Raw genomic sequence first — 13,891 nt, forward strand, 5'->3', positions numbered from 1 at the left:
CGACGTTGCGTTTTGCGGGAGGGGTCAGCGCGGGAGACGCCGCGCGGGTCAGCGGCGCAAGCGTGCGCGCTCGGCACGGGCGGCGTCGAGCAGCACGCGCGCACGGGCGTCGAACGAGTGCTCGGCGGCGATCCCGGCCGCGACGGCGCGGCGCTCCGCGGGCGACGGCCACGCGCGCGCCGGGTCGAGCAGGGCGCCCAGGTCGTCCCGCGACCGGGCGACGGCGAGCGTCGGGACGTCGAGCACGTCCCCGACACCGGCGACCTCGTCCGTGACGACGATCCCACCGGACGCCAGCACGTCGAACACCCGGTTCGACACGAAGCCGCCCGCCGCCATGTCCGGCCAGTGGTCGTTGAGGACCACGCGGGCGGATGCGTACGCCGTGGCGACCTCGGCCCGCGACAACGACGGCTCCCCGAGCATGACGGCGGGCACGACCTCGTCCCAGCCGGGGCCGTGCACGCGCAGGTCCGCGCCGAGTGCGACCGCGTCGGACACCACCGGACGCGCCGTTCCCCGTGTCGACCCGACGAACACCACCCGACCGGCGTCCTCGGTCGTGTCGCTCCGTGAACCCGGGTGGAACACCGCGGAGTCGGTCGCCTGCAGCAGCGTCCGCACCGGCACCCCGGCACGGGCGGCAGCTCCCGCAGCCCACACCGGACCCGCTGCGAACGCGGCGTCGAACGACCGGAGCTCGGTGTCCGAGACGTCGTCGGGATGGCTGATCACCCAGAGCAGGTTCACCGACGCGGGGTTCGGCGGTACGCGATCGAGCCCGCGGATGACGAGGGTGACGTCGTCCGTCGCGTCGTCGTCCCGGACGTGCGCTTCACGCCGGTCGACCCGGACCTGTTGACCGAGGCGCTCCAGCGCACCCGCGAGCTCGGTGGCGAAGTGCACGTCGCCCCACCCGTCGCCCTCGGGCCCGGCCGGGGCGGCGATCTTGACGGACCAGGTCAACCGGTCGCCGTCGAACCGCGAGCGGGCCACGGGCGTGACCGGTCGCGCACCCCACGGGGGCAGCGGGCGTCCGGCGGCGACCGCTCCGTCGCCGTCGGGCGCTCGATCGCGCCAGACCGAGAACGCGTCGACCGTCGCCGCGTCGACCGTCCGGCCGGCCTCCGTCGAGCGGGTCAGCGACCACACCGCACGCACGGGTCGGCCGTCGCGGTCGGCGATCGCGCGGGTCCAGCTGGTCAGGGTCATCCGCTCGTCCGGGAGGCACGGTGCCGGCACCAGGGAAGCGCCCGGCACCGACACGGCCGGTTGGTCCGCTGCGAAGACCGGCACCACGGCGAGCGGGAAGCCCTCGCGGTCGTCCGCCTGGCTGCGGCCCGGGCTCGTCGACCCGTCGTCGGACCAGGGAAGCGATCCCGGGCGCAGCAGCCGCACGCCGTCCCGCTGCGAACCGTCGGACATCCGGATGCGGGCCTGGGCCACGCCGTCGCCGCCGGCCTGCGCCAAGACCTGCAGGTCCTGGTCGGTCACCCAGACCGTCGAGTCGACCACCAGGAGCACGCGCCCGACCCCGGCGGCGACCCCGGCGTTGATCGCCGAGCCGATGCCGTCGACCGGGTCCGAGCGGACCCAGGGGATCCCCCGCGCCTGCTCGCCGACCGGCGACGCATCGGCGACGTAGCCGACCGCGCGGACGTCCGCCGAGGGGCCGAACGCCAGACGAGCCGCGGTGACCATCGACGGCAGCGCGTCGTACCGGTCCGACCGGCTCACCAGCAGCACCGTCACCGACCGGTCGAGTGCCGGTAGGGCACCGTCCCAGCCGACCACCCGCTCGGGGTGGGCCGACGTCACCGACGCGGGACGGGCCTCCAGGCCGGAGACCGCCGCTTCCGGTCGGCGGCGACGGAAGAGTGCCATGCGAGGACCGGCCGGGCCGACGTCAGACGGCGAGCAGTCGCTGCAGGTAGACGCCGTAGCCGCCCTTGACGAGCGGTGCGGCGAGGTCGGCGAGCTGCGCGTCGTCGATCCAGCCGTTGCGCCAGGCGATCTCCTCGATGCAGCCGATCTTGAAGCCCTGACGGTCCTCGATGACCTTCACGTACTCGGACGCCTGCATCATCGACTCGAACGTGCCGGTGTCGAGCCAGGCGGTCCCGCGGTCGAGGACCTGCACACCGAGCTCGCCCGCCTCGAGGTAGCGCTCGTTCACGGTCGAGATCTCGAGCTCCCCGCGGGCGCTCGGCTCGATCGTCTTCGCGATCTCGATGACCTTGTTGTCGTAGAAGTACAGGCCGGGGACGGCGTAGTTCGACTTCGGCTCGGCCGGCTTCTCCTCGATGGAGACCGCGGTGAAGGCGTCGTCGAACTCGACCACGCCGTACGCCTTCGGGTCGGCCACGTGGTAGGCGAAGATGGTGGCGCCGTCGACCTCGGTGTTCTTCCGGAGGTTCGTGCCGAGGCCCGTGCCGTGGAAGATGTTGTCGCCCAGGACGAGCGCGACGCTGTCGTCGCCGATGAAGTCCTCGCCGATGACGAAGGCCTGCGCGAGGCCGTCCGGGCTCGGCTGCACCGCGTACTGGATGTCCATGCCGAGGGCCGAACCGTCGCCGAGCAGGGCGCGGAACTGGTCGTTGTACTCCGGCGTCGTGATGACGAGGACCTCGCGGATGCCGGCCATCATGAGGGTCGACAGCGGGTAGTAGACCATCGGCTTGTCGTAGATCGGCATGAGCTGCTTGCTGATGCCCTTGGTGATCGGCCAGAGGCGGGTGCCGGAACCTCCGGCGAGGATGATGCCCTTCACGGTGCTCCCCTTTACTTCTTCGTGCGGAGGGACTCGGTGTAGGCCACCGCTTCCTCGTAGGTCGGCAGGAGACCCGCGGCCGCGGCTTCCTCGAGCGTCGGGGCCGTGGTGTCCTTCTCGGAGAGCACGGGCTCACCGATGCCGTCGGGCAGCGTCAGCCCGACGGTCGGGTCGAGGATCGTGATCCCCTTCTCGCGCTCGGGGTCGTAGTGCGCGCTGACGAGGTAGTTGACGGTCGACTGGTCCTCGAGCGCGACGATCGCGTGACCGAGGCCCTCGGACAGGTACACGGCCTTGCGGTCGACGTCGTCGATCCGGACCGAGTCCCACTGCCCGAACGTCGGCGAACCGACGCGGATGTCGACGATGTAGTCGATGAACGCGCCACGGACGGCGGTCACGTACTTGGCCTGGCTCGGCGCGACGAGGGCGTAGTGGATCCCGCGGGCGACGCCGGCCGACGAGATCGACATGTTCACCTGCCGGAGGTCCAGGGGGTGACCGACGGTCTCCTCGAGGACGTCGGCCCGGTACGCCTCGAGGAATGCTCCTCGTGCGTCGCCGTGCTGGACGGGCGTGAACTCCCACGCGCCGGGGATCTTCAGTTCGCGGATCTGCACCGGAGCAGCCTAGCAAGCCGGGTGGTACACCACACTTCGGGAGCGACACGGAGGACGCGGGGTTGCCGGACACCCTCGTCGCATAGGCTGTCCTGGTTTCGAGCACGTGCCGACTCCCTGAAACGAGACACCGCGACCCGTGAAGCTATTCGTCCAGATCCCCTGCCTCAACGAGGAGAACACCCTCGCCAGCGTCATCGACTCGATCCCCCGCCAGATCGACGGCATCGACGAGATCGAGATCCTGGTGATCAACGACGGCAGCACCGACCGCACGGTCGAGGTCGCCAAGGAGCACGGCGTGAGGCACTTCGTGCACCACACCACGAACATGGGCCTCGCGCGCTCCTTCCGTGACGGCGTGGACTACGCGCTGCTACACGGTGCCGACATCGTCGTGAACACCGACGGCGACAACCAGTACCCCCAGTCGCAGATCGCCGAACTCGTGCAGCCGATCCTCCGCAAGGAAGCGGAGATCGTCATCGGCGACCGGCAGACCCGGACGATCGAGCACTTCTCCGGGTTCAAGAAGCTCATGCAGCGGTTCGGCTCCTGGGTGGCGTCCCGCGCCGCGGGCCTCGACCTCCCCGACGCGGCGAGCGGCTTCCGCGCCTACTCGAAGTACTCGCTGATCCGTCTGAACATCGTCACACGCTTCAGTTACTGCATGGAGACGATCGTGCAGGCCGGGTACAAGCGGCTCGCGATCGCGTCGATCCCGATCACGACGAACCCGAAGACCCGCGAGTCCCGACTGTTCAAGAACATCTGGCAGCACATGTTCCAGTCCGGCTCGGCGATCGCCCGGGTGTACCTCATGTACCGGCCGATGGCGCTGTTCCTCTGGGTCGCTGCCGTGCTGGGCGTCCTCGGGCTCTGGCCCCTCGTCCGCTACCTCGTGCTGCTCGCGATGCAGACCGGCGGCAACCACCTGCAGTCGATCATCCTGGGGGTGGTCCTGCTCATCACCGCGGTGCTCGCCATCGTGATCGGTGTCGTCGCGGACCTGACCCGGTTGAACCGCACCCTCGCCGAGGAGCAGCTCGACCTGCAGAAGCTGCAGCGGTATGGCGACTGAGCGCGACGCGTCCGTGCTCGACCTACGGACCCGCTTCGCGCTCTGGCTGCGCCGTCCGGGCAGCTGGGTGGAGATCGCCGCGTGGGCGGGGCTCGCCGCCTTCGTCGTCTGGACGATCGGCCCGGCGCTCGTCGGGCACGGCACCTTCCTGAACACCGGGCTCCTCAGCCGCTACACGCCGTGGGGCGAGTCGTTCCGGTCGATGACGAACTCGACCAACATCCTCAACAGCGACACGATCGACACCGTCGCACCGCAGACCTCCCTGCTCACCCGACTGGCCCACGAGGGCGTCTTCGCCGCGTGGAACCCGTACGTCGCCGGCGGCGCGGAGCTCGGCGGCATCCCCGACTCCGGCGCCTGGTCGCCGCTGTCCCTCCCCTGGTGGATCCTGCCGTTGGCGTACGCGCCGGGCGTGGTGAAGCTGCTCGAGATCGTCGTCGTCACCGTCGGCATGTCGCTGCTGCTCCGCCGCTGGGGCGTGCCGCGTGCCGGCTGGGCGATCGCCGCGCTCGTCTACTCGTCCTCCGGCTTCATGGTCGCCTGGTCGAACTGGCCGCAGACCCGCGTCGCCGCGTTCATCCCGCTGCTGTTCTGGGCCATCGACCGCGCGGCCGTCGAGCTCCGGGCCCGTGACGTCATCGCCGTCGGCGTCCCCCTGGCGTCGATGCTGCTCGGCGGGTTCCCGGCGATCGTCGGGTACGCGCTGTTCATCGGCGGCCTGTTCTTCCTGGTGCGCACGATCGTCGCGCACCGTCGGTGGGCTCCGGTGCTCTGGAGCGCCGCGATCGCCGTGGGTGGCATCGTCTTCGGGTTGCTGCTGTCCGCGTGGCAGCTCGTGCCGTTCGCGATCAACGCCACGAGTCTCGTCGACTTCAGCGGCCGCGGGCAGAGCGGCCCGAACGGCCTCGGCACGCCACCGCTCGTGAGCGCCTGGGTGCCCGACATCTCGTTCGTGCAGAGCACCGGCCCTGCCTGGGGCATCCGCAACCCGGTCGAGGAGTACTCGTACCTCGGGATCGCGGCCGTGGTGCTCATCGCGGCGGCCGTGCTCATCCGGCCGGCGGTGCGGAACCGCACGCGCCGGACGCAGGGCGTCGTGGCCATCGTCGCCTCGATGCTCGCTCTCGCCGTCGTCATCGTCTACCTGGGCGGGCCCGTGCTCTCCGCCGTCCGCGAGCTGCCGGTCTTCGACACGAACCCGATCGGGCGCGCCCGCGTCGTCGTGATGTTCCTCGCCGCCGCGATGGCCGGCGTCGGCTTCGGTCGCCTCGTGCAGCCCGAGAACCTCCGCGACGAACTCGCCCGCTTCCGGTCCGCCGGTCCGCTCCGCCGCACCGGCCGGGCGCTGGCGATCGCCGCCGTGCTGTTCGTCGCCGTCGGCGTCGGGCTGCAGACGCTGCTGGCCATCCCGCCGATCACCGAGCAGTACGTCCACCGGACCAAGCTCGAGATCCTGCTGGTGGGCGTCCTCGGCCTCGTCTCGGTCGCGCTCGTCGTGGTCGTCTGGGTGATCCGATCACGTGTCGTGACGACGATCGCCTCGGTCGGCGTCGTCGTGCTCGTCGCGGCCCCGGCCGTCGTGGTCACGCTCCCCTGGTGGCCGATCGCGTCGACCTCGACCTTCTACCCGACCACGCCCGCGATCGACTACCTGAAGCAGCACGTCTCCGACCAGGACCGCTACGCCACCACCGGCAGTGCGATGCTCCCCGGGTCGTCGTCCTACTGGCAGATCCGCGAGACGACGGGCCACGCGTTCCAGACGAGCGAGTGGAAGACGCTCATGCGCGCCGTCGATCCGGACACGTACCCGACGGCCACCTACCTGTCCTTCGAGCCGAACCTGATGCCGTCGCTCGCCACGTCGGGGATCCTCGACCGGCTCAGCACCAAGTACCTCGTCGCCGACCCGTCCGCTCCCCTCGCCGGCACGGCCGAGCCGGGTGCGGCCCAGACGAAGTGGTCCGACCTGACGGCCGCGAACCCGTCGGTGGACTCGGCCAGCCACACCGGCCCCGTCAACGGCATCACGTTCACCGGGCCGCCGGCGCCCACGACCTCGCCGGAGGGCATGACCCTCCGGGTCGAGGTCGTCGCGGACGGCTCCGGCAAGACCCTCGCCTCGACGTCGAGCTGGGTGCCCGGCCTGGGCGGCCCGCGGAACGTCGCGCTCGAGGGCTCGGACATCCCGGACTCCACGTCGTGGCACGTCCGCATCAGCGTCACCGGGCAGGACAAGCTCGTGCCGATCGGCACGGACGACGCCGGCGACGCCGTGATGAGCATCACCCGGCCCGTGTCGGGCGCCGGCGTCTCGGTCGTGCACACCGGCGACGCGACGATCTACGAGCGCAGCGACGCCCTGCCCCGGGTGCGCTGGGCCTCCGACCAGGTGGTCGAGCGCACCGGGACCGCCCGCGTCCGTGCCCTCGCCGACCAGTCGCTGCCGGACTCCACCGTCGTGCTCAGTGCTCCGTCGAGCCACACGGCCGACCCGGACGGCACGGCGCGGATCACGCTGCAGGGCGACGACCCGAACCGCACGGTCGCGAAGGTCGACGCCACGGCGGGCGGCTGGGTCGTCGTCGCCGACTCGCTCCAGCGGCCCGGTTGGACCGCGACGGTCGACGGGGAGCGCACCGACCTCGTCGCCGCGGACGACGCCGGCGCCGCCGTGTGGGTCCCCGCGGGCGAGCACACCGTCGCGCTGCAGTACGCCGTGCCAGGGGCCCGCACCGGGTACCTGCTGTCCGGGGCGACCGTCGTGCTCGCCGTGCTGATGTGCATCGCCGTCACGGTGCTCGGCCGGCGCCGTCGGCTGCGTCGGCGAGCGACCACCTAGTATCGTCAATCGATCCACCGTCCCGACTCCGAAAAGGAACCAGACCTCGTGAAGATCCTCGTCACCGGCGGAGCCGGCTTCATCGGCTCGAACTTCGTCCGACGCACCCTGCAGGACGCGTACCCCGGGCTCGAGGGCGCCGAGGTCGTCGTGTACGACGCACTGACCTACTCGGGCAACCTCGAGAACCTCGCGCCGGTGGCCGACTCCCCGCGCTACACCTTCGTGCAGGGCGACATCCGCGACGCCGAGAAGCTCGACGAGGTCGTCCCCGGCATCGACGCGATCGTCCACTTCGCCGCCGAGTCCCACGTCGACCGCTCGGTCCGCGACTCCGGCATCTTCGTCGAGACCAACGTCGTCGGCACGCAGCGCCTGCTCGATGCCGCGCTCCGCCACGGCACCGAGCGGTTCGTCCACGTCTCCACCGACGAGGTCTACGGCTCGATCAGCGAGGGCTCGTGGGACGAGGAGCGCCCGCTCGAGCCGAACTCGCCGTACTCGGCGTCGAAGGCCGGCAGCGACCTGCTCGCCCGCAGCTACCACCGCACGCACGGGATGAACCTCTCGATCACGCGCTGCTCGAACAACTACGGGCCGTACCACTTCCCCGAGAAGGTCATCCCGCTCTTCGTCACCAACCTGATCGACGACGTGCACGTCCCGCTCTACGGCGAGGGCAACAACATCCGTGACTGGCTGCACGTGGACGACCACACCCGCGGCATCGCGATGGTCCTGACCCGCGGTCGCGCCGGCGAGATCTACAACATCGGCGGCGGCACCGAGCTGACGAACAAGGAGCTCACGCAGCTCCTCCTCGACGCGACCGGCAAGGACTGGTCGTACGTCGACCGCGTCGCCGACCGTCTCGGGCACGACCTCCGGTACTCGGTCGACATCTCGAAGATCCAGGCCGAGCTCGGCTACGAGCCCCAGGTGCCGTTCGAGCAGGGCCTCGCGGACGTCGTCCAGTGGTACCGCGACAACCGCTCGTGGTGGGAGCCTCTCAAGGAGCGCGCCGCGCTGTCCTGAGCCGACCGCCACCACCGACACGGAAGCGACACCATGACCCGGTACCTCATCACCGGCGCCGCCGGCATGCTCGGCCGCGACCTGCAGCACGCCCTCGCCGACCGCGACGTCACGGCGCGCTCCCGTGCCGAGCTCGACATCACCGACCCGGCCGCCGTGGACGCCGCGGTGGCCGGGCACGACGTCGTGATCAACTCCGCCGCTTACACGAAGGTGGACGACGCGGAGACGAACGAGGAGACCGCGCACGCGGTCAACGCGACCGGTCCGGCGCTGCTCGCCGAGGCCGCGGTCCGGCACGGCGCCAAGCTCGTGACGATCTCGACGGACTACGTCTTCGACGGCAACGGCACCGCGCCCTACGCCGAGGACGCCCCGACCGACCCGCTCAACGCCTACGGGCGGAGCAAGGCAGCGGGCGAGGCCCTCGTGCGCGAGATCGCCCCGGAATCTTCGTACATCGTCCGCACCGCGTGGATCTACGGCGCGCACGGGCCGAACTTCGCGGCCACGATGCTCCGACTCGCGGCGACGCACGACACCGTGAGCGTCGTGACCGACCAAATCGGGCAGCCCACCTGGACCGGGGACCTGGCGGCGCGCATCGTCGAGCTCGTGGACGGCGACGCCCCGGCCGGCATCTACCACGGGACGAACAGCGGGCAGGGGTCCTGGTACGACTTCACCCGCGCCATCTTCTCGGAGAACGGTCTCGACCCCGAACGGGTGCTCCCGACCGACAGCGCGGCCTTCGTCCGGCCGGCTCCCCGGCCCGCCTACAGCGTGCTCGGTCACGACGCGTGGTCACGTGCGGGTCTCGCCCCGATGCGCGACTGGCGCGAGGCACTGCACGCGGCGACGGCCGCCGGGGTCTTCAGCGCGTGACGACCCCCGTCACGCTGGTGGTTGGCGCCGGGGGCTTCCTCGGCGGGGCCGTCCACCGGTCCCTGACGGCCGCCGGCACCGAGCCGGTCGCCGCGCGGGTGCCGTGGGCCGACCAGGACGCCGCGGTCGCCGCCCTCGTCGACGCGGTCCGTGCGGTCCGGTCCGGTCCGGAGCCCTGGCGGATCCTCTGGTGCGCGGGCACGGGCGTGGTCGCGACCGGCGCCGAGGTCTTCGAGGAGGAGCAGCAGCTGCTCGCACGGGTCCTCGACGCCACCCGTGACGACGCCGCGGGTCCGGGCACGGTCTTCTTCGCGTCCTCCGCCGGCGCGGTCTACGCCGGCAGCGCGGAACCCCCCTTCGACGAGCGCACCGAGCCCGCGCCGCTGGCCCCCTACGGCCACGCGAAGCTCGCAGCCGAGGCGCAGTTCCGCGACTGGGCGGACGGCACCGGCGCACGGCTCGTCGTCGGTCGGATCTCGAACCTGTACGGGCCGGGGGCGAACCTCCGCAAGCCGCAGGGGCTCGTCTCGCAGCTGACACTCGCGCACCTCGAGGGCCGCCCGTCGTCGATCTACGTGCCGATGTCGACCACCCGTGACTACCTGTACATCGACGATGCGGTGGACATGGTGCTGGCGACCCTCGACCTCGTCGAGCACGAGGCGACCCCGCGCACCGGCACCACCGTGACGAAGATCCTCGCCTCCGGCCAGCCCGCCACCATCGCCGACGTGATCGACGCGGTCGAGCACGCCCTCGGCACCGCGCTCGACATCCGCGAGGGCGCCGACCCCTCCGCCACCTTCCAGGGCCTCGACCTCCGGATGCGCTCCACCGTCCTGCCCGAGGTCGGCGACCGAGCCTTCGTGCCCTTCCGGCAGGGCGTGGCGACGACCGTGGACGCCATCCGCGCGACCCACGTCCCCACCGGAACCACCAGCCCCGAGCAGTAGGATCGCCGCATGCGTGATCGCCCCGCGGGCCGCATCGGGTCGTTGGACGGGCTCCGTGGTGTCGCCGCTGCCGTCGTCCTGATCCACCACGGACTCCTCGTGGTGCCGACGCTGTCCGACGGCAACAACGGCCAGCCGATCCCGGCGAACCGCGTGTGGCTGGTCGACACACCCCTGCACATCTTCTGGGCCGGGGGCGAAGCGGTCTTCGTCTTCTTCGTGCTGAGCGGCTTCGTGCTGACGCTGCCCGCGCTCCGTCGCGCCCAGGACTGGATCGCCTACTACCCGAGCCGACTGCTGCGGCTCTACATCCCGGTGATCGCGTCGATCGGGCTGGCGCTGGCCCTGTTCCTGCTCGTCCCCCGCACGTCGGAGCCCGGCGCCTCGGGGTGGCTGCTCCGGCACGTCGAACCGCTCACCGCCGGCGGTCTGCTCGGCGACCTCACCCTGGTCGAGCCGACGCGGCTCAACAGCCCGCTGTGGTCCCTGACGTGGGAGGTCGCGTTCTCCCTCCTGCTCCCGCTCTTCGTGCTCATCGCGAAAGCGACGCACCGTGTGTGGTGGCTCACCGCGATCGCCGCGCTCGTGCTCTCGGCGCTCGGCCGGCAGTACCGCGAGGACTGGCTGATGTACCTGCCGATGTTCCTCCTCGGCTCCGCCCTCGCCGCCGGCTGGGAGCGGATCCCCCAGATCCGACGCGGCCCGGGCTGGGTCCTCGCCGTGCTCGCGGTGCTCGGCATCACCTTCGAGTGGTGGATCCCGCGCTCGCTCGTGGGCATCCACGTCCCGATCGTGGTCATCGCATCGGCCGGCCTCATCGTCCTGCTGTGCGGCAAGTGGCTGCCGGCCGAACGGGTGATGCTCGGGCCGGTCCCCCGTGCGCTCGGTCGGCTCTCGTTCAGTCTGTACCTGGTGCACGAGCCGATCACGGTGTCGGTCGCCTACCTGCTACCGACGTCGCTGCCGTGGCTCACGCCGTTCATCGCGATCCCGATCGCGGTGGTGGTGGCCGGGCTCTTCGCCCGGCTGGTCGAGCTGCCGGCGCACCGGTTGGCGAAACGGGTCGCTCGGACCATCACGACGCGCCGCGGGCGCGTCGGCGGCACGCCGGCGCCTGCCGGCGACGACGCACGTCTCCCCGACGACGACCGCCGCGCGGCCTGATCGCCGGTCCCAGCGCTCTCGTGGTGCGCGTCCGCGGGCCTGGAGGCGCGTGACGGCGCCGCCACGCGCCTCCAGGCCGCCGTTCGGTCGCCGTTCGGTCGCGCCACCGCGTCGAGGGGACAGCAATCGTCGGGTGCGGCAACGCGACCCGACGATTCCTGCTCCCCCGACGGAGGAGCCAGCTCCACGCGACCCGACGATTCCTGCTCCCTCGACGGAGGAGACGGCGCTCCCTACCGGGCGCGCGCTGCGGTGAGCAGGGTGCGGTACCGGTCGGCGACGGCGTCGACGGTGTGGGCGGCGGCCGTCTCGGCGGCGGCACGACCGAGCCGCTCGGCCAGGGCGGGGTCCGCGAGCAGGCGGTCGATCGCCGCGGCCAGTGCGTCGGCATCGCCGGGCGCGACGAGCAGGCCGTTCACGCCGTCCTCGACCACGTCGACGATGCCGGGCACGGCGGAGGCGACGATTGCGCAGCCAGCGGACATCGCCTCGAGCAGGGCGACCGGCAGGCCGTCGCGGTCGCCGTTCGCGGCCGGGACGGACGGGTACAGGGCGATGGCGGCCTTGGCGTACTCGGACGCGAGGGCCTCCTTGCCGCGGGCGCCCAGGAACGTCACCGCGGAACCGGCACGCGCCTCGAGCTGCGGACGGAGCGGCCCGTCGCCGACGACCGCGACCTCGGTGGGGCTGGTCGTCATCCGGTCGAGGGCGTCGATGAGGACGATCGCGCCCTTCTTCTCGACGAGCCGCCCGACGAACAGCACCCGACCGGGCACCCGGGACTCGCGCTCGACCGCGCGGGTGATCGGGTCGAGGTCGACGCCCATCGGCACCACGTGCACCTGGTCGTCGCGGGCACCGAGCTTGCCGAGCTCCCGCGCCATGTCGGTGCTCATGCAGGTGACCGACGCCGCGCTGCGGATCACGGACCGCTTCACGGCCTGGAGGAGCGGGTTGCGCAGGGCGTAGAGGTCGCCGCCCAGCGTGGTGACGACGCGCGGCAGGTCGCCGAGGACGAGCTGTCCGACGGCCCCCTGCGGGATGATCCAGTGGAGGAGCGCCACGTCGGGTCGTGAGCGGCGACGCTCGCGGCGGAGCGCGGCTGCCATCGAGACGAAGAAGAACGGGACCTGCAGCCACCGGGAGCGCTTCGCCTTGAGGTTGTCGACGATCGCGCCGTCGGCGAGGTCACGCCAGCGGGCCGGGAAGTACCCGTAGCGGCGGACTTCGACGTCGCCGATGCGCTGGTGCGCGCGGGCGCCCTTGGTCATCGGGGCGACGACGACGACGCGGTACTCGTCCGAGAGCGCGGTCGCGAGGTCGAGCACGAACCCCGGTGTGCCGTCACCGGCCTCGGCCGGGAAGGTCGACGCGGCGACGAGCAGGGTCGGACGCAGGTCCGGATCGGGTCGCATCCAGCGCGCTCCCTTAGAGTTGTCGGTCGATGGACGCACAACAGCCTACGGGGTCGGCCGCGGGGTCCCCGGACCCGCTCGACACCTCCGCCGACGCCGCCACGGGCGCCGCGCCGACCACCGGTCGACGTGCCCGCGTGCTCACCGCGGTGAAGTGGGTGGCGGCGATCGTGGCCGTCGTGTTCCTCGTCTGGAGCATCGCGAAGCAGTGGGACGACATCGCCCGCGACTTCGTGCGGCTCGATGCGCTCACCGTCGTCGTCGGCATCGTCTTCACCATCGTCGCCCTGGTCGCCAACATGCTGTCCTGGCGGGCGATGATGGCGGCGAGCGGGTACCGCGTCCGGATCGCCGCTGCTGCTTCGATCTTCTTCGTCGGCCAGCTCGGCAAGTACATCCCCGGCGGCGTCTGGTCGATCGCCGCCCAGGCCGAGCTGGGCCGGGCGCACGGGCTGCAGCGCACCGGCAGTGCGGTCGCCGCCCTCGCGTCGATGCTCGTGAGCATGGTCACAGCGGCACTCGTCGGCATCGTCGCCGTCCTGCTCGGCTCCTCCACCGGGTTCGCCACGTTCTGGTGGCTCATCCCCGTCATCGTGGTCGGTCTGGTGTGCCTCACCCCGCCCGTGCTCGGCCGTCTCATCGCGATCGCGTTCCGGGTGCTCCGCCGCCCGCCGCAGGACACGACGCTCACGTGGTCGGGCACCGTGATGTCGCTCGTCTGGTCCCTCGTGATGTGGGTGGCCTACGGCGTGCAGGCCTCGGTCGTGCTGCGGGCTTTCGGTGCCGACTCGCCCGCGCTGTTCCCGGTCGCCGTCGGTGCGTACGCGGTGGCCTGGCTCGTCGGCTTCCTGGTGGTCATCGCCCCCGCCGGCATCGGCCCGCGCGAGGGCATCCTCGTGCTGCTCCTCGGCAGCGTGGCCGGTGGCTCCGCTCCCCTCGCCCTCGCCGTCATCAGCCGGGTGTTCATGACCATCGGCGACGTCGTCCTGGCCGGCGTCGGGGCCGTCCTGGCCGCACGACACCGTCGCGCGACCGCCGCGGCGAGCGCCCCGGTTCCTCCCCGTGCGGGCTGATATGGTCGGCTTCCGACCGAGCCGTGCGCACGGCAGCACCACGAGGAGGC

At 71.8% G+C, this 13,891-nt stretch carries 11 protein-coding genes; 7 read left to right on the forward strand and 4 right to left on the reverse strand.

Going from position 1 to position 13,891, the window contains the following annotated elements:
- Positions 1 to 48 precede the first annotated feature (48 nt).
- From BIU96_RS00005 to BIU96_RS00015, 3 genes are read right to left on the reverse strand one after another with little or no spacing between them, the layout of a single operon-like run.
- Complete coding sequence (locus BIU96_RS00005) at positions 49 to 1,884, reverse strand: glycosyltransferase (protein WP_071290576.1); 1,836 nt, start codon at positions 1,882 to 1,884, stop codon at positions 49 to 51.
- A 22-nt stretch (positions 1,885 to 1,906) separates the two neighbouring features.
- Positions 1,907 to 2,770, reverse strand: a complete 864-nt coding sequence (rfbA, locus tag BIU96_RS00010) for a glucose-1-phosphate thymidylyltransferase RfbA (protein WP_071290577.1) — start codon at positions 2,768 to 2,770, stop codon at positions 1,907 to 1,909.
- An 11-nt stretch (positions 2,771 to 2,781) separates the two neighbouring features.
- Positions 2,782 to 3,390 carry a dTDP-4-dehydrorhamnose 3,5-epimerase family protein gene (locus BIU96_RS00015; RefSeq protein WP_071290578.1) on the reverse strand — a complete coding sequence of 203 codons (609 nt, stop codon included), beginning with the start codon at positions 3,388 to 3,390 and terminating at the stop codon, positions 2,782 to 2,784.
- A gap of 139 nt (positions 3,391 to 3,529) precedes the next feature.
- Here BIU96_RS00015 and BIU96_RS00020 point away from each other — a divergent pair, with 139 nt between their 5' ends.
- Genes BIU96_RS00020 through BIU96_RS00045 form a run of 6 tightly spaced genes read left to right on the forward strand, consistent with a single transcriptional unit; the run spans position 3,530 to position 11,353 of the window.
- Complete coding sequence (locus tag BIU96_RS00020; RefSeq protein ID WP_071290579.1) at positions 3,530 to 4,471, forward strand: glycosyltransferase family 2 protein; 942 nt, start codon at positions 3,530 to 3,532, stop codon at positions 4,469 to 4,471.
- Positions 4,461 to 7,316, forward strand: coding sequence for a hypothetical protein (locus BIU96_RS00025; RefSeq protein WP_071290580.1), 2,856 nt, complete (start codon positions 4,461 to 4,463; stop codon positions 7,314 to 7,316). The genes BIU96_RS00020 and BIU96_RS00025 overlap by 11 nt, the downstream gene beginning before the upstream one ends.
- A gap of 48 nt (positions 7,317 to 7,364) precedes the next feature.
- Positions 7,365 to 8,351 (forward strand): dTDP-glucose 4,6-dehydratase, encoded by a 987-nt coding sequence (gene rfbB / locus BIU96_RS00030; RefSeq protein WP_071290581.1) that lies wholly within the window; start codon positions 7,365 to 7,367, stop codon positions 8,349 to 8,351.
- A gap of 33 nt (positions 8,352 to 8,384) precedes the next feature.
- On the forward strand, positions 8,385 to 9,236 hold the full coding sequence (gene rfbD / locus BIU96_RS00035) for a dTDP-4-dehydrorhamnose reductase (protein WP_071290582.1): 852 nt from the start codon (positions 8,385 to 8,387) through the stop codon (positions 9,234 to 9,236).
- Complete coding sequence (locus tag BIU96_RS00040) at positions 9,233 to 10,189, forward strand: NAD(P)-dependent oxidoreductase (RefSeq protein WP_071290583.1); 957 nt, start codon at positions 9,233 to 9,235, stop codon at positions 10,187 to 10,189. Before rfbD ends, BIU96_RS00040 begins: the two co-directional genes overlap by 4 nt.
- A gap of 9 nt (positions 10,190 to 10,198) precedes the next feature.
- Positions 10,199 to 11,353, forward strand: a complete 1,155-nt coding sequence (locus BIU96_RS00045; RefSeq protein WP_071290584.1) for an acyltransferase — start codon at positions 10,199 to 10,201, stop codon at positions 11,351 to 11,353.
- A gap of 233 nt (positions 11,354 to 11,586) precedes the next feature.
- Here the strand turns inward: BIU96_RS00045 and BIU96_RS00050 are convergent, their stop codons facing one another.
- On the reverse strand, positions 11,587 to 12,768 hold the full coding sequence (locus BIU96_RS00050; RefSeq protein ID WP_071290585.1) for a glycosyltransferase family 4 protein: 1,182 nt from the start codon (positions 12,766 to 12,768) through the stop codon (positions 11,587 to 11,589).
- A 29-nt stretch (positions 12,769 to 12,797) separates the two neighbouring features.
- Between BIU96_RS00050 and BIU96_RS00055 the strand changes: the two genes are divergently transcribed.
- The gene (locus BIU96_RS00055; RefSeq protein ID WP_071290586.1) at positions 12,798 to 13,841 is read left to right on the forward strand and encodes a YbhN family protein; all 1,044 of its coding nucleotides are present in this window, start codon (positions 12,798 to 12,800) and stop codon (positions 13,839 to 13,841) included.
- Positions 13,842 to 13,891 lie beyond the last annotated feature (50 nt).

Origin of the sequence: Curtobacterium sp. MCBA15_008, from assembly GCF_001865065.1 — a bacterium.
Lineage (GTDB): Bacteria > Actinomycetota > Actinomycetes > Actinomycetales > Microbacteriaceae > Curtobacterium.